Below are 19,923 nucleotides of genomic sequence, written 5' to 3'. Positions count from 1 at the left end.
CCTGGTATATTAAGCTGCCTACTAGATGTTGGGTGTTTTGCCGTTTCAAGACATACTGCCTCAAAATCTACACATTTGCCTTGGGGATTAATGCGGGAAAGGCTGTGGGTATATTGTTTAGATTGCTGCGTAATGTGCTATGGGTCTGTCTCCCAACAATAAAAGAGCAAACAGGAATAGCATGGCAGACGTTGAGTGCATCGTAATCGGTGCAGGAGTTGTGGGCTTGAGCGCGGCTTATGAACTAGCGCGCAGGGGACGTGAAGTTATTGTGCTTGAACAGCACGAAATCATCGGCTCCGAAATCAGTGCTCGTAATTCCGAAGTTGTCCATGCCGGAATTTACTACGCAAAAGATTCATTGAAATCAAAAGCTTGCGTGCAAGGTAAGGAGATGCTGTATTCCTTTTGTGAGGAATTTAGCGTGCCGTACAAGCGCGTTGGTAAGCTGATTGTAGCAACCGATGAAAGCCAGGTTTCCATGCTGGATGGCATTCGCGCACGTGCTGCTGCCAATGGTGTTGATGATCTTTTGATGCTCAATGAAGCACAGGCGCGGGGCTTTGAACCGCATCTGGCGTGTAAGGGCGCTCTGTTTTCTCCTTCCACAGGCATTGTGGATAGTCATGCGTATATGATGGCGCTGCAAGGTGGATTAGAGGCGCATGGCGGGCTTGTTGTTGTTGGGACAGAAGTCACCGAGATCGAAACCGGTATGCGCCCAAGCGAACTGATGGGCGCTGACATTCTGGTGGAAGAGGATCTGGAAGCGGCTGATCATCACTTTGATGATGACGAGCATGAAGAGTTTGCTGCCAAGAACTTCAAAGGCGACGGCTTTACCGTTGTCATGAAGGATGGCTACGCGATCACTTGTCATGAGCTTGTGATCGCTGCGGGTCTTCACTCCAATAAGATGCTCTCCAAGCTGGCCGGACACATGTCATGTAAAGTGCCGAAGCTTTACTATGCGAAAGGCAACTATTTCAGCCTTGCCGGAGATGCTCCGTTCTCGCATCTGATTTATCCTGTGCCAGAGCCGGGTGGGCTTGGTGTTCACCTCACGCTGGATATGGGTAATCAGGCACGCTTTGGTCCTGATGTGGAGTGGATTGACGAGATCGATTACGAAGTGAATGAAGCGCACGGCGAACAGTTTTATTCGCAGATCCGTAAATATTATCCTGATCTGGCTGATGGCAGCTTGCAGGCGGACTATTCTGGTATTCGTCCTAAGCTGGTTCCTGCGGGCGCTGAAGCGGCCGATTTTGCAATTTGGGGTGAGGAAACGCACGGCATTCCGGGGCTGTTGACTTACATGGGTATTGAAAGCCCAGGCCTGACCAGTTCTCTTGCGCTGGGCTCCATGGGCGCTGATCGTTTGATCGGCGCGTAACCTATTCCTTATAATCCTCTCGATAATGCTAGGGAAATGTAGGGTTTCCCTGCCTAAGCTGCTCTTTTCGTCTGGAAGAGCAGGTGCGCTTATGAAGCTGAGCCGTCGAGACTTTGTGAAAACCAGCGCAAGCGGCGGGCTTGCCGCAGGTGCAGCTACATTCATTTCCGGCAGTGCTGGCGCACAGCAATCTCAACCTGTTTTGCCTCCTGCTTCTGTCCCGCAGGAAACAGCTTGCGCACAATCACTCCTTGGTGCAGGTGTTGCTAAGCCGGATTTTACGCTGGATGTGGATGAGAAACCTTACTCTCAGTATGGTGTCGATCTCAAAGGCATGCTTGTTGGTGGCACATGGCCAGGTACTCCTATCCGATATACGGAAGGGGATATGTTCCGGGTGCTCATCAATAACCGGATGAAACAGCCCACCTGCATTCACTGGCATGGAATCCTGTTGCCGTCTTTACAGGACGGTGTCCCCGAAATTGCGCAGTTGCCCATTGAAGCGGGAACCTCTCAATATTACGAGTTTCCGCTGGTTCAACAGGGGAGCTATTATTACCACTCCCATCTTGGATTGCAGGAGCAGTATGGTCTTCTGGGAGCTCTCATTATTGATCCTAAAGACAATCCATACTCCTATGATTATGATGAAGTGCTGATGTTTAGCGACATTCCACCAGCCGAAGGTGGAGAGATCATCAAAGGCTTACGAAGTGGCAGGCATCGGCCCGAGATCAAAGACGCTTATGAGCCTCCCAACTCCAAAGACTTTGATATTGATGTTGTGAATGCTGGTTACACTCTGAATGGACAACCCAACTCCAAACCGTGGACGTTGACGATCAAAAAAGGAGCGCGTTTGCGGCTGCGGTTGATCAACTCGTCCGGCAGCACCTTCTTCAGAATTTCTATTGATGGACTGAAGTTCTCAGTCATTGAAGTTGATGGCAACCGTATGCAGCCTGTTGAAGGGCAGAATGTGATTGTCCCGACATCAGCCCGTTATGATGTGCTGGTAGATGTGCCGGACAGTGGTAGTTACACAATCCATGCTGCTGCGCTTGGTGATAGTAAGCAGTGTCTTGGGGTTATTCATACTGATGATGTGAAGGCCAGCGTGAATGACAAGCGTCCTTCCTTTGACGGGGTTACTGTTGATTTCAGAAGCCTGAAGTCGCTTGAGGCATCAGGGTTTGGCCGAAAAGTTGATCGTGTTTATGATGTACTGCTTTCCGGAGATATGAAGGCCTATGAGTGGATGATGAACAATCACTACTGGCCTGAGCCCTATGCGGGGCCTGATCCGCAAAAGACGTATCTGGATGTGAAACAGGGTGAGGTGGTTCAGTTGCGGATGATCAATCGGTCTCCCATGTCTCATCCCATGCACCTTCACGGCCATACATTCCGCGTACTTGGAGGCCCTGATGACGACTATGCGCCAGTGATGGATACGGTTTGGGTGCCTAAGAAGCAAACGGTGACCATCGAATTTCTGGCCAACAACCCCGGCATGTGGGCCTATCACTGTCACAATATCTGGCACTTGGCTGTCGGGATGATGCAGCCCGTGCGCTACGTTGTTGGTGAGCGTGAGATGCTGCGGTAGCTCCGTAATTTCTGTTGGGGGGCTGCTCTTGATGTGTTTACGCTGTTGCCGGATTTAGCTGCTTAAAAAGGGGGCTGCTGCGTCTTCCTTTTGCCCGAAGTTTCGGGGAAAGGAAGAATAAATGAAAATTGGAAAATTTATGGGTGTCTGTTTACTGGCGTTGAATGTTGGTCTGCCGGGTGCTCAGGCTGACGTTTATTGGGCAGATGAGCCTGATACCCTTGTAGGTAATAGAACTTTGGACTCGCGCTCAAGCTTTACAGGGCCAACTGTTCGGCAGGTGCTGAGTGAATCATCTGATCGCGATATCCAGCGTGCTTACCAGAATCCGGCAGGGACTGATGGTCTGTACTTGCTCCTGCGTGATGAGAGTGGTGTTTGGCATCGTGGCGGACGCCCTCCGGCTACCCATGTGACTGTCGAATTATGGGATCGAGGGCGATATCAAACGACCTGTCATGTCTATTCATATCGCGAGGACCGGGATCGAAGGTTCTTTTACACGACCTGTAACTAATGCTCGTGCTAATCGACCTCGCAGAACGCTGCTGCGAGGTCTCATGATGCTATGCGTTTTTTCCCAGTATTGAGTAAATGTGAGATTTGAGCATCAGATGATCTAGTTTGGCGAGATTTCTATGTTGAGCCAATGCAAAAACTCTTTGATTTCAGGTTCGTTGCGTTTGCAGTAGGACCATTTCAAATGCTTCTGTGCAGTTATAAAGCCAGCTTGTTTTAAAATATCCAGATGCCTGCTGGCCGTGGGTTGGGCAACGCCAAGCGCCTCTGCAATCAAACTCATGCAAACTCCAAACTCAGAAGGATCAGCTGATTGCTGATGGCTGAAGTGTTTTTGTGGGTCTCTCAGAAGGCGCAGGACCATTAAACGAGGCTCACTGGAGATGGCTTTAATTTGTATTGCTCTATCCATGTAAATATTCATATAGTCATTTAGCTAAATGTCAATGTGAGTCGTGCTATGCTGGAACTTCCAAACACCTCGGTCATTAACGGAAATGCTGTTCGCTGGGGAGTAACGGGGGATGGATCGCCACTGGTTGCCATCCACGGCACACCTTTTTCTTCGCAGGTCTGGCGCAGGATTGTGCCGCATCTCTTCGATCACAGGAGGGTCTATTACTTTGACCTGGTGGGCTACGGTTACTCCGAGAAACGCGAAGGGCAGGATGTTTCCCTCGGGGTTCAAAATGAGGTGCTGGCTGCGTTGTTTCAGGAATGGGAGTTAGATCGCCCTGATGTTCTGGCTCATGATTTTGGAGGCGCGACAGCTCTGCGGGCCTATTATCTGAATGGTCTGCGTTACGGTTCTCTGACGATATTTGATGCGGTTGCTTTGGCTCCATGGGGATCGCCGTTGGTGCAACATGTGCGCGAACATGCTGAGGCCTTTGCTGGGATGCCGGAGTATATGCATAAAGCGATGTTACGGGCTTATTTGCAGACGGCTGCTTATAACGAGCTTTCCGAGGAGGCTTTGGAGATTTATGCCGCTCCTTGGATTGGACCCGTTGGGCAACCAGCATTTTATCGTCAGATTGCCCAGATGGACCAGAAATACACTGATGAAGTACAGGGGAGTTATGGGGCTCTGGATTGCCCGGTCTCGGTACTTTGGGGGGCGTGTGATGAGTGGATCCCATATGAGAAGGGGGAGGTTTTGGCTGGTCTGATTTCCGGGGAAGATTGTATTCCAGTTCCTCAAGCAGGTCATTTGGTTCAGGAAGATTGCCCTGAGGCTATTGTAGCTGCGGTTTTGAAGCAGATTTTGGGTAGATGACATCCAAGCTTTGCTTGATTGAAAACCACCCCGCAGCATGGTGCTGCAGGGTGGTGTTGGTCAGCGATTGTCGAGCTGGCTGCGGACGCGGGTCAGGCCCAGTTTGGTGATGCGATAGGGGCGGCCTCCTTTTGAGGAGATCAGGCGTCTGTACTTCAGTTTTCTGAAGATGTGCTCGGAAAGACCGGCATAATACCAGCCGTCCCGGGTGACGCAGTTCATTTCTTCCAGAGTGCCATCATCGTCACGGCGCAATTCAATGCAGCCGCCTTGTGCCAGCACATGCAAAATGCGCTGTTCAGCTTTCGAAATATCCATGGATGTCTTTGAGTTTTAAAGATGCACTTGTCTCGTCTGCCCGCTCATGCGGTCAGTGAGATTGTTTGGATTGTGCATGCCCTGCCTATCTTCGACAGGGCTTTACCGGGACTCTTGTCGAGCTCGCATCAAAACTCCATTGATTGATGGCTGCCTTATAGGCAACTCATTTGAGTGTCGCAAGCGTGTCATTTCTTGCTGGACTGCGAAAACAAGCAGGTGTTGCAGATTTGCTGGAAGTGTTGGACGTCTCTCCCTATTATTCTCTGCAACGTACTTTTCGGGGATGTGCTCCAAGTCTGTTTCGCAGTCACTCCAATAATGTGCTAGGGGAACTACGTAGCGCTGTGCAGGTGCTTTCCTAATTGATCTGAATGAGACTTTAATGACCGACGATATCTCTGTAATCCTGCTGTGGCCGGGGCTTTTGAATCCGTTTGCCATATTGATCGCCGCCTATATGGGCTACTACGCCAATCAACGGGGGAAGATCTTCATTGCAGGATTTGCTGCGGCTGCGCTCAGCTTGTTTCTTGAGGGGCTTATCAAGCTTGTTGGGATACCTTTGCCGTGGAACCCTGAAGTGGGGCCGCTGGCGTTGTTCCCGTTCCGCTTCGCGACGGGGCTGATTGTAAGTGCTATTGCTATGAAAATCGGGGCAAGTCGTCGCCGCGCAAAGTGAGTGCTGAGGGATTGTTGTTCAGCGTGGGCCAAGCTCCAGATGCTTCTGCGCGACTTTCTACAAGCTTCTCCCCGAAATTTAGGCACTCTGGTTCAAAAACCCCCGAAGATTCACTTGCCATTGCGGGGTTGATGGCCTACCCAACACCATTGAGAAATTAGGTGGTCTTCGTGGCTGTGCATCGCGTGGCCGGACTTCCGTGAAGACTTATACGAACACAGGATATTGATCGCATGACGCTGCTTGTCGATACGCGCACTCCGGATCCGAAGAAATTCATCAAGGGCGCAACTGGCGACTGGGAAATCGTAATCGGCATGGAGGTTCACGCTCAGGTGACCTCTGAGGCCAAGCTTTTCTCGGGCGCTTCTACCAGCTTTGGCAGCGATCCGAATAATAATGTGAGCTTGGTTGATGCGGCGATGCCGGGCATGCTGCCAGTGATCAACGAAGAATGTGTTCGTCAGGCTATTAAGACCGGTTTGGGTCTGAAGGCCGAGATCAACCTGAAGTCCGTTTTTGACCGCAAAAACTACTTCTACCCTGATCTGCCGCAGGGCTATCAGATCTCCCAGTTCAAACAGCCGATTGTTGGTGAAGGTATCATTCACCTTGATATGAAGAGCGGTGAGCAGGTTGAAGTGGGCGTTGAGCGTCTGCATCTGGAGCAGGATGCGGGTAAATCCCTGCATGACCAGCACCCGACCATGTCTTTCGTGGATCTGAACCGTTCCGGTGTGGCGCTGATGGAAATCGTTTCCAAGCCAGACATTCGCTGTGCTGATGAAGCCAAGGCTTACCTGACCAAACTGCGCACTATCCTGCGTTACCTGGGCACTTGTGACGGCAACATGGATCAGGGTTCCATGCGTGCTGATGTGAACGTTTCTGTTCGCAAGCCGGGTGGTGAGTTTGGGACGCGTTGTGAAATCAAGAACGTGAACTCCATCCGTTTTGTTGGTCAGGCGATTGAATACGAAGCGCGTCGTCAGATCGGCATTTTGGAAGACGGCGGCAAGATCGATCAGGAAACACGCCTGTTTGACAGCGTGAAGGGTGAGACCCGTTCCATGCGTTCTAAAGAAGAAGCGCATGATTATCGTTACTTCCCTGATCCAGATCTACTGCCGCTTGAGTTCACTCAGGCGCTGGTTGATGAGCTGGCTGCAACTCTTCCTGAACTGCCGGATGAGAAGAAGGCGCGTTACATTAAAGACTTCGGTCTGACCCCATATGACGCTGACATTCTGGTTGCTGAGCGTGTCTCCTGTGACTTCTTTGAGGAAGTTGCGAAGGGCCGTGATGCGAAGCTGGCTGCGAACTGGGTGATCAACGACACCTTTGGCCGCTTGAATAAAGAAGGTCTGGATGTGACCTCCAGCCCGATTTCTTCTGAGCAGCTGGGCAAGATCATCGACCTGATCAAAGCAGGCACTATTTCCGGTAAGATTGCGAAAGACCTCTTCGATATTGTTTGGACAGACGGCGGCGATCCTGCTCTGATTGTTGAAGATAAGGGCATGAAGCAGGTGACTGACCTTGGTGCGATTGAAGGCATCGTGGATGAGATCCTCGCAAACAACACCGACAAGGCAGAGCAGGCGAAAGAAAAGCCAGGCATGCTTGGCTGGTTCGTTGGTCAGGTGATGAAAGCCTCCAAGGGTAAAGCAAACCCGCAGGCAGTATCTGACATGCTGAAAGCGAAGATCGGTCTCGAGTAAGTCGTTCTTACAGCTTTGTTGAATTCGAAGGCCTGCCAGTTTGGTGGGCCTTTTTTGTTGGAGAGGCTAGTTCACCTCAACCCAACGTCCTGATTTATGAGAGCGGCGGGCAGCATCGGCCACTTTTGTAAAGTCAGAGTGTGTTCTGGTCTTCCTGATCAAACCGCAGTGCGCCTTTGGTGCCGATGATTTCATAGATAATGCCCATCTTTTTGCCCAGTGCGACGCGGCTGAAGAGGAGGTGACCTGTCGCTCCGTTTTCAAAAGTGCACATAAACTGAGCTACATCATCATTGGTGACTTGCTCGACGATGTTTGGCGCGCATTCTGACGGGCGTGTTTTGAAAACGGTCTCAATCTGTGCACTGACTTTCCTGATTGGGCCAACCAGAACATGGGCGCAGTTGATCATGTGAGGGGCGAGGTCTCCCATAGTGCCGTTGGAATCTCCGCTGGAGCGCCATGTGGCTGAGGCATTGGGGTTTGCGAAAAAATCCTCGGTATGTTCTCCGCGAAAGAAAGTGATGTCTCCGATTACACCTTCTTTGATGAGCTGATGGGCCAGTTGTGTCGCGGGGGTGCGGATGTAGTTGAATCCCACCAGATTGACTTGCTCTGAAGCTTGCGCTGCCTGTGCCATTGCGGTTGCGTCTGCAAGGCTCGCGCCCAATGGCTTTTCGCAGAGCACGGGCTTTCCCAGTTTGAAAGCTTCCAGAGCGATTTCCCGATGGGTGGTTTGTGGGCTGGCAATGACTATGGCTTCAACCCGCGGATCGTTGACCAATGTGCTCCAGTCACTGGTGGATCTGGCAAAGCCGAATTGCTCGGCTTTCTCCTTAGCGCCGTTTTCTGTGGTGGTGCAGATCATCTCAAGTCGGGCACGGAGTTTGGTGTTGAACACTGCGGGGGCTGCGTTGAGTGCGACGGCGTGCAGTTTTCCCATATACCCTGCGCCGATCAGGCCAATGCCAATTTCCATAGGGCGTCCTTTTATAGATAAGGGAGGGTATGTCGGGGGGCTTAAAAACTAATCAGGGAAACCGATAAGAATTGGAAATGTTCTGTTGCTTGATCCCTTCAAAGGGACTAGGGAGAGGCATCGACCCCAAGAAAAGTTGACTGGATATCATCTCATTTTGAGTGCGCGTCCCCAGCTGGGTTCAGATTGGTTCTGCGGGTGCGTGTAAAGAAGTTGACGAACAGAGGCGATTGCTTTTGGTGGGTTTGGGGTTAGAGCGTGGTGAAAACGTGTCTCTTGAATGAGCTACCCCTAATATCTCAGTAATTCTAATGGCTTAGAGATGTTTCACAGGGTTAATTTTCGCTGTGAATCATCATCGCTCTGCCTAGCCACGACCATATCTCCGCCTTATTACGCTACGATAAACTTCAGGTGATCGGGCGTTATGGAGACTTGTCTGGTCTGGGGTCTAAGCTCTGCTAGAACTTATAGTTGCGCAGTGTATGCGAACACTGCACTTTGTTGTATTTGAAACCTTGGGGGCGTCTCGTTGCTTAATCAACGAAGTAGTTTTCTTTCCAATATCGCTGTATTAGGCGTCATTTGCTCCAGTGTTGGACTTGGGGCTTTTGCTTCTTCTTCAGTGGCTGCTGCAAGCGAAAGCTCTCAATCTCAGGTGTCATTCACCTTTGGCGCACTCGTGGCAAAGATGAAGGCACAGGCGCAAGACGCCTATGTTGAACCAACCAGCGAACTGCCGGAAGCACTTGCGGCCTTGAAGTACGATGGCTATCGGAAAATTGGCTATAAACGTGATCGTAGCAAGTGGAAGGACACCGAGAACTTTCGGGTTCATGCCTTCCATCCGGGCTGGTTGTTTAAAAATCCTCTGAAAATTCATGAGGTAAGCGAGGGCGCTGCTCAACCATTCGTGTTTGAGGCTGCTGACTTTGACTATCAGGATGCGGAGCTGACCGCATCGCTGAGCGATGTTTCTTTTCCCGGTGTTGCCGGATTCCGCTTGCTAAATCCACTCAATGTGGAAGGGCGGATGGATGAATTGGTGGCGTTTCTGGGCGCCAGCTATTTCCGTGCTTTGGGCGCGGGCAATGTTTATGGCTTGTCCGCACGTGCGCTTGCCATTGATACAGCCAGCGGTAAGCCGGAGGAGTTTCCGAACTTCACTGCGTTTTATCTTGGCAAGCCAGTAGATGGCTCTGACAAGGTGACGGTTTGGGCTGAACTTGATAGCCCAAGTGTGACCGGAGCCTATCAGTTTGTCTTTAAACCAGGCCAGCAAACAGAAGTTGATGTGACTGCACATCTGTTCTTCCGCAGTGATGTGGAGCGGCTTGGCATTGCACCACTGACTTCCATGTATCTTTACGGTGAGAATGACCGTGTCGGGTTTGATGATTTCAGACCAGAAGTGCATGACAGTGATGGGCTGAAGCTGCGCTTTGCCAATGGCAAGACCGCGTGGCGGCCACTTTCTAACCCAGATAATCTGCAGCTTTCCTTTATTGGTGCCAGAAGCCCAGTTGGGTTTGGTCTGATGCAGCGTGACAAAGATCTTGAGAATTATCAGGACCTTGAAGCTCGCTATGACAAGCGTCCAAGCCTTTGGATTGAGCCTCTTGGTGATTGGGGTTCTGGTGCTGTTATGCTGGCAGAAATTCCAACAGATCAGGAAATCAACGACAATGTTGTTGCCTTCTGGTCTCCGAATGAAGCGGTGAAAGCGGGTGACGAACTCTCATTCCACTACAAGATGTATTGGGGTGATGAGGTTGGCCGTAGTGAGCAGATGCTGATGCCTGTGGTCCAGACCCGTTCTGGCAAAGCCGGACATTCGGCTTCTGAAGAAAGCTCGCTGACCCGTAAGTTTGTGGTGGACTTTGATGCTGAGTTGTTTGCTGAGAGTGGATTGGATGGGGAGCAGCTTGTACGCGCAAAACCATTTATTGAAAACACTGCTTTAAACGGCACAGTAAACTTTGCTGACGTTCGCTACATTGAAGAACTGGGTGTTTATCGTGTGTTTCTGGATGTTTCCCGCGATGATCTTGAAGTCCCGGTTGAGTTGCGCCTTCAGCTGACTGATGGCGAAAAAGCAGTTTCCGAAGAATGGCTTTACCAGTGGGGGTGGAGCTCATGAGGCCTATGACATCTAATCTATTTTCGACACAAGTTGACTTGAGCAGCGGTCCAGTTGCACCGCTTGCCATGCCAGTGCAGGACCTTTCTGCAGATGACAGCTGGCTTGTTCTGATCTGGCGTCGCATGCGGTTTGGGCGCAGCTACTCTGCGCTTCCTTCCAAACGGACGCGCTTGCAAAAAGCCATCTCTACCTTTTCGGAGCGGTAATCCATGGATAAGCCGTTTCGCGACGGGGTAGGACACCGCCGGGCTGCGGCTTTTGTCTTCTGCCTGGCGTTGTCCCTTAGCTTTACAGGGCTGTTTTATGCAGCTTTGAGTGCTGACTATCTTAATATCTATGAGGTTGTTCGGATTGTGCTGCTGTTTGTCAGCACCCTCTGGCTTTCCTGGGGTGGAGCAACCGTTCTGCTGGGTTTGCTTTATGGTCGCTCTGTTCAACCTCTTGAAACTGATCCGCGATCTCTGCCTGCTGCTGGCACCGCAATCCTCATGCCAATCTACCATGAAGATGCACCGGAAGTTGCCGCTCGTCTTGCCGCGATGATGGATGATCTGCGCGCTAACAATGCAACACACTTGTTTCACTGGCATGTGCTTTCTGACAGCCGTGATGAAGAGATTGCGGCAGTGGAAGAGCAAGTGGTGCGTCAGCTGGTTGCCCGCTATCCGGAACAGAAGATCTTTTATCGTCGCCGGGCTGACAACCATGGCCGCAAAGCGGGCAATGTTGCTGAGTTTGTGCAGCGGTGTGGTGGTGCCTACCGTTACATGGTGGTGCTGGATGCTGACAGCCTGATGCGTGCCGACACACTGGTGCACATGGTTGGACGCATGGAAGCCGAGCCCAATCTTGGGCTGTTGCAGACCGTGCCGATGCTTGTTGGCCTGAAAAGTTATTTTGGTCGCAGCATCATGTTTGCCTCTGGCATGTTTGGCCGGTCCTTTGCTTTTGGCCTTGCAGCGATGCAGGGCGAATGCGGGCCATTTTGGGGGCACAACGCGATTATTCGCACACGTGCATTTGCTTCTAGTTGTGGTTTGCCGGAGTTGGATGACACCGCGGCATTTGGCGGGCACATATTGAGCCACGACAGTGTTGAATCTGTGCTGTTGGCGCGTGCGGGCTGGCAGGTGGAGTGTGATCCACGGATTACTGGCTCCTATGAAGCCGCACCTGAGAATATTCTGGGCTATGCCGCGCGTGACCGGCGTTGGTGTCAGGGCAACTTGCAGCATTCCCGCGTGGTTGGGGCTCGTGCTCTGAAGCCCTGGGGCCGGTTCTCTCTGATACTTGGCATTATGTCTTACCTGAGTTCGCCGGTCTGGGCTGCGTTTCTTCTGGCAAGTTTGTTTGCGCCTTTGGATCTTCCTGTACTGCAGGCCTATACCTTCCAGAACCACCTTCCGGTTCTTGGCCACATTCCGATGAGTGCGGCTTATGAAGGGGCAGCTTTGCTCTTTGGTGTGGTTGCCTTGCTGGTGCTGCCGAAAACACTCGTTGTTTTGAAAGAAGTTTTTCTGGGCGTAGAGAACACCTCCCGCAAAGGCATACTGGGCGGTTTTGTGGAGCTCATCAGCTCTGCGGTGTTCGCACCGGTTTTGATGGTGTTTCAGTGCCGTTCTGTCTTTGAGGTTCTGATGGGCCGGGACAGTGGCTGGACCAATGCGCACCGCGATGCTGGTCGCTTGCCTTTGCTGGACTGTCTCAAATCTGTCTGGTGGGTGAGTGTGATTGGTGCAATGGCCATAGGGTTGAGCTGGATTGGTGAAGCCTCACTCTGGCTTTGGGTGATGCCGGTTGCTCTGCCGATGTTGCTGGCGCCGTTCATCATCTGGGCAAGCTCTTACAATGTGGGTAGCCGGGCTGCTGAACGTTTGGGTTTTGTGCTTTCCTCTGACCAGGAGGGGGCTGCGCAATTGCTCGCTCATGTGGAAAAATACTCCGAAGATCTCAGGGTATAGACGACTAATTTGTGCTTTAAGGGCCACATCCACCAGCTGAACCGCTGGGATGTGGCCCTTCTTATATCTGCTGGTGTCTCTCCGATTTAAGCTTTCGCTCCAAGCCTCTGATGGGGATGCAGTGATGCCGGAAGAGACAGTTACAACCCGATTTTGGTGGCGTCCCGCAGGCGTCTTTGTTCTGATTGCAGGATACTTGCTTCTGCATCTGGTTTTGCGCGGTTATTTCTCTCCCACACTCAGCACGGATGACATGTTTGAGAACGTGTTTGTGCAAGAGCTGAAGCTTGGTTACCAGGTGCGGCAGCCTCCGCTTTATGAGTGGATGCTTTATGGGGTTCAGAAGATCTTCGGGCCGACGATCTGGAGCTTTCTGGTTCTCAAGTACGCACTGGTGCTGTGTTTTGCGCTGTTCCTTTACGCAGTTGCCCGGCAGGCGATTGCCAATGCAAAACTGGCTGCGCTTGCCGTATTTTCCTATGTGGCGCTCTATCAGATTGGCTTCAACCTGCATGAGGGCGTGACGCATACCGCTGTGCTGATGGGGGCTTCTGCGGCAACGGTTTACTGCTTCCTCTGGCTTTTGAGGGAGAAGACGGTGACTGCGGCTGTGTGTTTGGGGCTCGCAGTTGGGTTTGGGATGCTTTCCAAGCACTCTTACGTGCTGGTGCCGGCTGCTGTTTTTCTGGCAGCGCTCAGTGATGGGCATTGGCGCAAGCAAGTGCGGCTTCCGATGTTGATCGTTGCTGGTGTGATCGCGGCCGCAGTGTACTCGCCCTATCTGTACTGGGTCATGACTGGCGAACAGGCCCTTGTCGGTTCCGCGTTGACTGTGATGCGCGAGGGAGAGCAGGGGGCTGGGCTTACCCGCGTTGTAACAGGCGAACTGCGATTACTGGTGAGTGTGCTCGGGTTCTCCGTCCCGTTTTTACCACTGGTGCTGCTGCTGTTTTTCCCGGCGCTGTTTCGCGGCGCAAAGGCAGGGGGGACCGATCCTGATGTGCAGCAGGTTGGCAGACTGCTTCAACGGGCTTTGCTTGTTTCTCTGGCTCTGGCGTTTGTAGGCGTGTTGGCCAGCGGGGCGCAATACATCAAGGAACGGCACATGCATCCAGTGCTGCTCTTGTTGCCCATCGTGATGTTCACCCTCATTTCCCAGAGGGGCTACTCGCCAAGGTCGGTGAAGATCTACAGCAGTGTGCTGGCTCTGCTGGTTCTTGTGGTGCTGGGCATCCGCATCTCCGGCTTCCTCGCTCCGGACAAGAAAATGTGCGGTGGCTACTGCCGGCATATGAAGCCCTACGAGGACCTAGGGGAGCAACTCAAGGCGCAATTCCCTGAAGCTGCGCAAGCGACGATTGTCTCACTGGATGAATACACCGGAGGAAACTTGCGCGTTACCCTGCCAGATGCCCGGCACATCATCCAAAGTTTCCAACCGAGCACCCGGCAACGACAAGACTGCTTCGTTGTCTGGGATATGGGAGACAACGGCGCACAACGCGGCATGCAGGCAGCCTTGACCAGCAGTGGTTTTGCACCTGGCAAAGCACCCGCAAACCGAAATACTTTACATTCAAATCAGATAGATGTGAGTTGGCCTCATTTGTGGAAGAAGGATAACTTCCGTAAAACCACATTCGGCGTCGCGAAGATTGATCGCGATTCTGAAATTTGCCGCTAACTCATATTGGGTGTTTTGATGCTGAAGATACGTGTTGCCAAAGACGAAGACATTGAGGCTGTAGTGCAGATGATGAATGGAGGAGCTTCCTCCCAGCGTGTTCATCTGGAAAACGGGGAGACCGACACATATAAGCCAGCGTTTCACGCGATCCAGCAATGCCCTAATACCGATATTTATGTGGGTGAGACAGATACGGGCGAGGCGGTCGCAACTTTTCAGCTGACTTACGTGAAGGGTCTTGCCTTCAACGGCAAACCGCGTGGTCAAATTGAGAGTATGCATACTCGTGCTGATATGCGCGGCCAGGGAATTGGGCAGGAAATGCTTGCCCACGCGGTCAAGTTGGCACGTGATAAAGGCTGCTGTATGGTGCAGTTGACCTCAAACAAAGAACGCAGTGGCGCCCATCGCTTTTATACCAGCAACGGATTTGTGCCGACGCATGAAGGCTTCAAGCTGATTTTCTAAACGTTAACTGAAATGAAAGCCGGATGTTTTCGCCGAAAGCTTCTCGAAATATCTGCATCCCCGAACCGGGGGGATGAAACTTTCCTTTATCCGCCCATTTCAAGTGTTTTCTTACAGGTGATCAAATGGCCGTATCGCAGACCAAACCCATTGAGCTTTATTATTGGCCAACACCGAATGGCTGGAAGATTTCCATCATGCTGGAAGAGCTTGGTGTTCCCTATGACTTGAAACTGGTGAACATTGGGCGTGGTGAGCAGTTTGAGCCAGACTTTCTTAAAATAGCGCCAAACAATCGAATGCCTGCGATTGTTGATCCTGAAGGACCGGATGGTGAGCCGATCTCGATTTTTGAGTCAGGTGCTATCATGCAGTATCTGGGGCGGAAGTTTGAGCGGTTTTATCCGTCAGAAGAACGTGCTCGTGTTGAGACGGAAGAATGGTTGATGTGGCAAATGGGCGGGTTTGGCCCCATGCTTGGGCAAAACCATCATTTCCGCGTCTATGCACCCGAAAAAATTGAGTATGCCATGACCCGTTATTTTAACGAGACACATCGGCTGTATGGTGTGCTTAATAAACGGCTTGCTGATCGGGCTTATGTTGCTGCCGGGGAATATACGATCGCAGATATGGCAATATTCGGCTGGTCTCATCGCTGGGAACGGCAGGGAATGGATTTGGAAGAGTTTCCGCATGTAATGGCTTGGCGCGAACGTTTGTTGGCTCGCTCTGCAGTTGTCAGAGGGTTAAATGTGGGTGACACAGAAGCTAAAACCTCAAATATTGCAGAGGACAAGCAGGCACAATCAGTGCTGTTTAATCAACGTGGATCATAGCCTGACGACATAGCAGTCTCTTCCAGAGCTGTTCGACCTATATGCCTTGGGCTATCTGCAATGGAGACTTCCGCCTTCGATCCCTTTTTAGGCCATTTATTCATCACGTCACCGGCACTTTAAGTTGATTTGAACCGGAGGTCTCTCAAACCTAGGCTCACGCAGAATGATAAATTGAAATCACTTGCGAATGGACCTTGGAACTATGCGGGCTCATAAATTCTTCCTGACCTCTCTTATTCTGGCTGTTTGGGCGTTTGCCTCGCCTGTCTCAGCCGCTTCTTTTGAAGACCCTAAGTACAGTCTTGAAGTGAAAGACGAGGCAGGTACTAAAACACTGCGCGATGCTTTCACCAAAGGACCTGCTATTTTGCATTTCTGGGCAACATGGTGCCCGAACTGCCGTGTTGAACTACCAGCAATGGAACGGTTTGAAGATGAGTTGAAGGCGCAAGGTCTGGATGGTCAATTTGTTGTTGTAGCATTGGAAGATGTTCCGTATGGCCGCATCCAAAGTTTCCTTCAAGATCGTTTGGAACTGGAGCGTTTTACCAGCTATCAAGCCGTTGACATGCAAGCAGTTGGAACCGCATTTCAGGTTGCGGCGATGCCTTACACGCTCTTTATCGATGAAAACGGGGATGTTCTTGGCGGAATTCCAGGATCTCTTGAATGGGATGCCCCACAGATCAAAGAGACCTTTATTGGTCACCTTCAAGGCAAAGATACGATCGCCTCTGGTAACTGAGTCTGTTTTCCGGGTTTCTGCAGTTTCGAACTTGGAACCCAGGGAAAGTTGATTATCCTTTGATACATGAGAGCCCTCTTGCACGACTACTTAAGTCCGGGCAAGTTTGGGCTCTTTTTCATACGAGTTGAAAGAGCTTCCATGGTGATGTCGATTGCAGGGAAAATTTGATCCAGTGGAGTTTCGAACTTGACCATCTGGATGATCCCTTCAAAAGCCATCATAAAATAATCCACCAGATGGTCTATGTCCTCTGGTGCTTGCAGATCGCTTTCAAACTTTACCAGGCGCCGCCGGATCTCAGCTGCCCATTGGAGACGCAAAGCGAGGTACTCTTGACCCAGCTCCGGATCAAGCCGACCAATCTCGCCAATGGTGGACCAGTAAAGGCTACCTTCGGTACGGTTTTGTTCCTCGCATAGCTCTGCAAAATCAGTCAGCATCAGGTACATGCAGGAATAAATATCAGCGTACATCGCGGAGCTTGAGCTAACTTGCTGGCTAAATCGCATGAAGTACCAGCGCATAGCCGGGGCGATGAGATCCCGTTCCCCCTCAAATCTTTGGCGCAATAAGTCAGGGGCAATCTGTGCTGCTTCAGCAACTGCGTCGATGCTTGCTGCTTGCCGACCTTTTTCCAAAAGAAGTTGGAAAGCTATTTTGAACACCTGTTCCAACCTGAGAGGCGGAATTAAGTCGTCGGGATTTTTGTTGCTGATCATAAAACCACAGACTCATCCTTAGCATTTCAACCTTAGCAAACTGCGGTAATTGTTGTGCGTCTTCCTGAGTGTCTTCGAGTTCAATTTGGCCTTCGAAGCGAGTATTCAGAGTGCCTGAGCTGTTGTCCTTAGCATAAAGCCGAAAATGATCCGGAAAAGAATGCAGCGAGATATGTTTCAATTTGTTGGGGTTGTTCTATGGGTAGCTCTTTAAGATATTTCACAGCAAGGGGGAAAGCTGCAGGATTGATTTTGTTATTTGAGTTTAGGGCGTTGCCAGATCACATTTTCACAAAAATTCAGGAGGATCTTTTTGCAACCTGTCATTTTTAGAAGGCCACTGGGCAACAGGTGAATATTGATAGTGATTTCATACCCACGCCGAGGATCATAGCCTTCTGCGTACCATTTATTTTCTCCAGCTGCCTTTATATTCCAGAGTACCTTTAATCCAAGGACTTTGCGCTCCCGTTTGGTTGTATCGTGATTTCGGAGGTCCAGAATATCTTGCTGACGTTTACCGTCGGGTGGTTTGAAGGACTGAAGCTGCCCACACATGGTCGAACCACATTGTGAGATGCTGATAATTGCACCCTTGGTTGTCTGCCACAAACCGTGCAGATCAGAACCTTTGGCTGCTGTCGCCAATGAAGTTGAGAGAAAAATAAAGCCAAAGATGAAACCAGAACGGATCATTCCAACCTGCTTGCTTGGTCACCTGCTCAATCTCAGGAGCAGGTGATTAGCTATCATAACAGGCCAGTTTCGGCTTGTTGCCTCTGGGCTTAAGGTAAATTTACTTTGTACGGGTCCAGGTGTCGCCTTTACAGAAGATCAGCACGCAACCCTCAAGTTTCAACTTGTCGCTGGAAACCAGTTCCATTTTGCCGGAATATGTTTTGCCATCTTCCGCATTGTAAACCTTGCCCTTCCAGCTGTTTTTTCCGCTGGGTTTCATACCAAGAATGGTTCTTGAGCCAATTAAGGACCGATCGCGGAGCTTGGGATCCGGGTTCTCTGTATCCTTACGTGGTTTTTTTAACCAAACAATGTTGCCGCAAAGATTCCCCCCGCACTTGGAGATCTTAATCTTGGCGGTTCCGTTTGCCCTCAGCCAGGTGCCGGTTGCATCAGCGGCAAGGGCTGATGTGGCCAAGCCAATTGAAAGTATCGCTGCCAAGGATGATTTCAATAAGGGTGCTTTCATGGTTCCTCCCAAAACACTGAAGCTTGCTAATAATGGCTTTACCTTATCGTAAAGCTGGGAATGTGCAAGGCAATCAAACAGAGGACTGGACAAGCTCTCATTGATTTCGATTCGCACAACCCACCAATTCAATCAGTGCGATATCCCTTGGTTTACAGCGTGTCAGAACTGCGTAATTTTTGACTTTAAAGCAGCTTTTTTCGTTTCAATCATGGTTTTTAACCGCCTTTTTAGAGTGTCAAAATCTAATAGTCCGCGACGTCAATTAGATTTCGGGGAGGCGTCGGCTTCCTCTTATCTCATGAAAAATTACGAGCAAATCCACACGAGTTCACTGTGTTTTAGGAGAGAGATTTAATGACTGTGTTGCAGTTTGATGGCGTAATTCATCGGCATGTGAAGCAAAACCTATGCGAAGTAGAGTCTCTGTTACGGCGTGGTCTGGATGCGGCATCTGGAAAAGCCGGTGCTTGCGATCTGATCGAAGCCCATAAGTGGTTTAACCTTGCTGCGATGCGAGGTAGTACGCAGGCAGTAAGATATCGTCGTGAGGTATCTCAGGAAATGTCGAATATGGAGATTGCTGAGGCACAACGGGCGGCTAGAGACTGGCTTTCTGTACACTGATATGAATTCTACAGCTTGTCGCGATTGGTATGCGGCAAGCTTATGATCCGAGGCTTTGGGAACCTTCTCCCAAGATAGAGCCGGGGACACTCGTTTGAGCGAGAGCTGTTTTTTGAAAAGATAACGTTTGAGCGTCTCCTACATCTAAAGTCAAGAACCTGTTTTCCGCGTTGGTTTTGCGATGTTCGCAGCCGTGCACAGGACGCTTAATAAGTTCATTATTCAATTGTCAAAGAACTCGGATTTTACCGATAGTCGGATTGTCTGTGTTGGTTTTGATAGTGTAGCTTGTTTTGATCTTGGTCTATTCCTGTAATGTTCTCCTTGAATCTTTGTTGGCGGTGATTTGGTTGCCGGGATTTGGTTGATATTTGGAATTGGTTTGATTTGAAGGCTTGAGGTGGTTTGAGTTTGGCCGTTTGCTTTGGGTGTTGATGTTGTTTGTGCATGTTGGGGCAGGGGGTGCTTCGTAGTGCTGGGCTTATGTGAATGCGCTTTTGTCATGGTGCGTGCAGTATCGGGCTAAAGCGGGGTCTTCTTGTTGTGATGGGTGCGGTGCCGGGTTGAATTGAGCGTTCTCTTGGACCTGGGTGTGCTGAGTTAAATGTTCGCTGACTTGATTAAAGGTGGCGGCTTTACGGTTTGTCCGATGCCGATGCCGATGTTGTCGTGCTGAGTACGGGGATATGTTTTTCTGGAACGGGAATAGATGTTGGCAGATGGGGAATAAGTCTGCTTCTGTGCCTTGCTTCTGGTTGCTTCTTTGGACTGTCTTGGTGTGAGGTCTTTTGTAATCTTGCACCGCTGTTTGACCTGCTGGCTTTACATAGCAACGTAACATTGCGGGTTTGAACGCAAAAAAACACAAAGCCTCTCAAATCTGGCGTTGTGGCGTTTTTAGGCTGCTGAAGGTGGTTTTTGTTGTTGTGCTTCGAGTGTTGGTTTGGCTTTTGGGCTCACGGCTCACGGCTCACGGCTCACGGCTCACGGCTCACGGCTCACGGCTCACGGCTCA

Annotated in this window: 21 protein-coding genes; 15 read left to right on the top strand and 6 right to left on the bottom strand. The window is 50.7% G+C overall.

The annotated features are described in order from the left end of the window. Positions 1-181: 181 nt before the first annotated feature. The 3 genes from PsW74_RS10690 (at position 182) to PsW74_RS10680 (ending at position 3,525) form a co-directional block, all read left to right on the top strand. On the top strand, positions 182-1,396 hold the full coding sequence (locus PsW74_RS10690; protein ID WP_063289417.1) for an NAD(P)/FAD-dependent oxidoreductase: 1,215 nt from the start codon (positions 182-184) through the stop codon (positions 1,394-1,396). 91 nt (positions 1,397-1,487) lie between these two features. Further along, entirely contained in the window at positions 1,488-3,008 is a 1,521-nt protein-coding gene (locus PsW74_RS10685) for a multicopper oxidase family protein (RefSeq protein WP_063289416.1), read from the top strand. Between the two features lie 121 nt (positions 3,009-3,129). Continuing rightward, the gene (locus tag PsW74_RS10680) at positions 3,130-3,525 is read left to right on the top strand and encodes a hypothetical protein (protein WP_063289415.1); all 396 of its coding nucleotides are present in this window, start codon (positions 3,130-3,132) and stop codon (positions 3,523-3,525) included. Positions 3,526-3,627: 102 nt separating this feature from the next. Here the strand turns inward: PsW74_RS10680 and PsW74_RS30205 are convergent, their stop codons facing one another. Beyond that, complete coding sequence (locus tag PsW74_RS30205) at positions 3,628-3,810, bottom strand: ArsR family transcriptional regulator (protein WP_343286497.1); 183 nt, start codon at positions 3,808-3,810, stop codon at positions 3,628-3,630. A gap of 177 nt (positions 3,811-3,987) precedes the next feature. On the opposite strand from PsW74_RS30205, the gene PsW74_RS10670 reads away from it, so the two are divergent. Beyond that, entirely contained in the window at positions 3,988-4,806 is an 819-nt protein-coding gene (locus tag PsW74_RS10670; protein WP_063289413.1) for an alpha/beta hydrolase, read from the top strand. A gap of 60 nt (positions 4,807-4,866) precedes the next feature. Here PsW74_RS10670 and PsW74_RS10665 read toward each other — a convergent pair whose 3' ends face one another. Next, positions 4,867-5,124 (bottom strand): YjhX family toxin, encoded by a 258-nt coding sequence (locus tag PsW74_RS10665; protein WP_054667435.1) that lies wholly within the window; start codon positions 5,122-5,124, stop codon positions 4,867-4,869. Positions 5,125-5,509: 385 nt separating this feature from the next. Between PsW74_RS10665 and PsW74_RS10660 the strand changes: the two genes are divergently transcribed. Beyond that, positions 5,510-5,806 carry a hypothetical protein gene (locus PsW74_RS10660; protein WP_057463341.1) on the top strand — a complete coding sequence of 99 codons (297 nt, stop codon included), beginning with the start codon at positions 5,510-5,512 and terminating at the stop codon, positions 5,804-5,806. A 233-nt stretch (positions 5,807-6,039) separates the two neighbouring features. Next, positions 6,040-7,527, top strand: a complete 1,488-nt coding sequence (gatB, locus tag PsW74_RS10655) for an Asp-tRNA(Asn)/Glu-tRNA(Gln) amidotransferase subunit GatB (RefSeq protein ID WP_063289412.1) — start codon at positions 6,040-6,042, stop codon at positions 7,525-7,527. Positions 7,528-7,660: 133 nt separating this feature from the next. Here the strand turns inward: gatB and PsW74_RS10650 are convergent, their stop codons facing one another. Beyond that, complete coding sequence (locus PsW74_RS10650; protein ID WP_208987936.1) at positions 7,661-8,506, bottom strand: Gfo/Idh/MocA family oxidoreductase; 846 nt, start codon at positions 8,504-8,506, stop codon at positions 7,661-7,663. Positions 8,507-9,038: 532 nt separating this feature from the next. On the opposite strand from PsW74_RS10650, the gene PsW74_RS10645 reads away from it, so the two are divergent. From PsW74_RS10645 to PsW74_RS10615, 7 genes are all read left to right on the top strand, one after another. After that, positions 9,039-10,646: a glucan biosynthesis protein gene (locus tag PsW74_RS10645; RefSeq protein WP_063289411.1), complete on the top strand. Its 1,608-nt coding sequence runs from the start codon at positions 9,039-9,041 to the stop codon at positions 10,644-10,646. A 5-nt stretch (positions 10,647-10,651) separates the two neighbouring features. Beyond that, a complete protein-coding gene (locus PsW74_RS10640) occupies positions 10,652-10,855 on the top strand; it encodes a hypothetical protein (protein ID WP_057463442.1) in 204 nt (67 codons plus the stop codon). Positions 10,856-10,858: 3 nt separating this feature from the next. Beyond that, positions 10,859-12,610 (top strand): glucans biosynthesis glucosyltransferase MdoH, encoded by a 1,752-nt coding sequence (gene mdoH / locus PsW74_RS10635; RefSeq protein ID WP_063289410.1) that lies wholly within the window; start codon positions 10,859-10,861, stop codon positions 12,608-12,610. A 124-nt stretch (positions 12,611-12,734) separates the two neighbouring features. Further along, on the top strand, positions 12,735-14,294 hold the full coding sequence (locus PsW74_RS10630; RefSeq protein WP_063289677.1) for a glycosyltransferase family 39 protein: 1,560 nt from the start codon (positions 12,735-12,737) through the stop codon (positions 14,292-14,294). Between the two features lie 18 nt (positions 14,295-14,312). Further along, positions 14,313-14,765 carry a GNAT family N-acetyltransferase gene (locus PsW74_RS10625; protein WP_063289409.1) on the top strand — a complete coding sequence of 151 codons (453 nt, stop codon included), beginning with the start codon at positions 14,313-14,315 and terminating at the stop codon, positions 14,763-14,765. Between the two features lie 125 nt (positions 14,766-14,890). Next, the gene (locus tag PsW74_RS10620; protein WP_063289408.1) at positions 14,891-15,604 is read left to right on the top strand and encodes a glutathione S-transferase N-terminal domain-containing protein; all 714 of its coding nucleotides are present in this window, start codon (positions 14,891-14,893) and stop codon (positions 15,602-15,604) included. Positions 15,605-15,809: 205 nt separating this feature from the next. Continuing rightward, a complete protein-coding gene (locus PsW74_RS10615) occupies positions 15,810-16,352 on the top strand; it encodes a TlpA disulfide reductase family protein (RefSeq protein ID WP_208987935.1) in 543 nt (180 codons plus the stop codon). An 86-nt stretch (positions 16,353-16,438) separates the two neighbouring features. Here PsW74_RS10615 and PsW74_RS10610 read toward each other — a convergent pair whose 3' ends face one another. The 3 genes from PsW74_RS10610 to PsW74_RS10600 all read right to left on the bottom strand — a co-directional run bounded on the left by PsW74_RS10610 (position 16,439) and on the right by PsW74_RS10600 (position 18,230). Then, complete coding sequence (locus PsW74_RS10610) at positions 16,439-17,074, bottom strand: TetR/AcrR family transcriptional regulator (RefSeq protein ID WP_208987934.1); 636 nt, start codon at positions 17,072-17,074, stop codon at positions 16,439-16,441. A 255-nt stretch (positions 17,075-17,329) separates the two neighbouring features. Then, the gene (locus PsW74_RS10605) at positions 17,330-17,770 is read right to left on the bottom strand and encodes a DUF2147 domain-containing protein (RefSeq protein WP_063289406.1); all 441 of its coding nucleotides are present in this window, start codon (positions 17,768-17,770) and stop codon (positions 17,330-17,332) included. A gap of 100 nt (positions 17,771-17,870) precedes the next feature. Beyond that, positions 17,871-18,230, bottom strand: coding sequence for a DUF2147 domain-containing protein (locus tag PsW74_RS10600; protein WP_244271769.1), 360 nt, complete (start codon positions 18,228-18,230; stop codon positions 17,871-17,873). Between PsW74_RS10600 and PsW74_RS29690 the strand changes: the two genes are divergently transcribed. Both PsW74_RS29690 and PsW74_RS10595 read left to right on the top strand, forming a co-directional pair. After that, positions 18,166-18,333: a hypothetical protein gene (locus tag PsW74_RS29690; RefSeq protein ID WP_244271773.1), complete on the top strand. Its 168-nt coding sequence runs from the start codon at positions 18,166-18,168 to the stop codon at positions 18,331-18,333. The two genes, PsW74_RS10600 and PsW74_RS29690, sit on opposite strands and share 65 nt — an antisense overlap. A gap of 305 nt (positions 18,334-18,638) precedes the next feature. After that, entirely contained in the window at positions 18,639-18,908 is a 270-nt protein-coding gene (locus tag PsW74_RS10595; protein WP_063289404.1) for a hypothetical protein, read from the top strand. Positions 18,909-19,923: the final 1,015 nt, after the last annotated feature.

The organism is Pseudovibrio sp. W74, from assembly GCF_001623085.1.
Lineage (GTDB): Bacteria > Pseudomonadota > Alphaproteobacteria > Rhizobiales > Stappiaceae > Pseudovibrio.
This window is presented reverse-complemented; position numbering and strand designations above follow the sequence as displayed.

Excerpts from the sequence above, each read along its gene's own strand:
- PsW74_RS10690 (WP_063289417.1), top strand. The coding sequence starts at position 182 with ATGGCAGACGTTGAGTGCATCGTAATCGGTGCAGGAGTTGTGGGCTTG.
- PsW74_RS10685 (WP_063289416.1), top strand. The coding sequence starts at position 1,488 with ATGAAGCTGAGCCGTCGAGACTTTGTGAAAACCAGCGCAAGCGGCGGG.
- PsW74_RS10680 (WP_063289415.1), top strand. The coding sequence starts at position 3,130 with ATGAAAATTGGAAAATTTATGGGTGTCTGTTTACTGGCGTTGAATGTT.
- PsW74_RS30205 (WP_343286497.1), bottom strand. The coding sequence starts at position 3,810 with ATGAGTTTGATTGCAGAGGCGCTTGGCGTTGCCCAACCCACGGCCAGC.
- PsW74_RS10670 (WP_063289413.1), top strand. The coding sequence starts at position 3,988 with ATGCTGGAACTTCCAAACACCTCGGTCATTAACGGAAATGCTGTTCGC.
- PsW74_RS10665 (WP_054667435.1), bottom strand. The coding sequence starts at position 5,124 with ATGGATATTTCGAAAGCTGAACAGCGCATTTTGCATGTGCTGGCACAA.
- PsW74_RS10660 (WP_057463341.1), top strand. The coding sequence starts at position 5,510 with ATGACCGACGATATCTCTGTAATCCTGCTGTGGCCGGGGCTTTTGAAT.
- gatB (WP_063289412.1), top strand. The coding sequence starts at position 6,040 with ATGACGCTGCTTGTCGATACGCGCACTCCGGATCCGAAGAAATTCATC.
- PsW74_RS10650 (WP_208987936.1), bottom strand. The coding sequence starts at position 8,506 with ATGGAAATTGGCATTGGCCTGATCGGCGCAGGGTATATGGGAAAACTG.
- PsW74_RS10640 (WP_057463442.1), top strand. The coding sequence starts at position 10,652 with ATGACATCTAATCTATTTTCGACACAAGTTGACTTGAGCAGCGGTCCA.
- mdoH (WP_063289410.1), top strand. The coding sequence starts at position 10,859 with ATGGATAAGCCGTTTCGCGACGGGGTAGGACACCGCCGGGCTGCGGCT.
- PsW74_RS10630 (WP_063289677.1), top strand. The coding sequence starts at position 12,735 with ATGCCGGAAGAGACAGTTACAACCCGATTTTGGTGGCGTCCCGCAGGC.
- PsW74_RS10625 (WP_063289409.1), top strand. The coding sequence starts at position 14,313 with ATGCTGAAGATACGTGTTGCCAAAGACGAAGACATTGAGGCTGTAGTG.
- PsW74_RS10620 (WP_063289408.1), top strand. The coding sequence starts at position 14,891 with ATGGCCGTATCGCAGACCAAACCCATTGAGCTTTATTATTGGCCAACA.
- PsW74_RS10615 (WP_208987935.1), top strand. The coding sequence starts at position 15,810 with ATGCGGGCTCATAAATTCTTCCTGACCTCTCTTATTCTGGCTGTTTGG.
- PsW74_RS10610 (WP_208987934.1), bottom strand. The coding sequence starts at position 17,074 with ATGATCAGCAACAAAAATCCCGACGACTTAATTCCGCCTCTCAGGTTG.
- PsW74_RS10605 (WP_063289406.1), bottom strand. The coding sequence starts at position 17,770 with ATGATCCGTTCTGGTTTCATCTTTGGCTTTATTTTTCTCTCAACTTCA.
- PsW74_RS10595 (WP_063289404.1), top strand. The coding sequence starts at position 18,639 with ATGACTGTGTTGCAGTTTGATGGCGTAATTCATCGGCATGTGAAGCAA.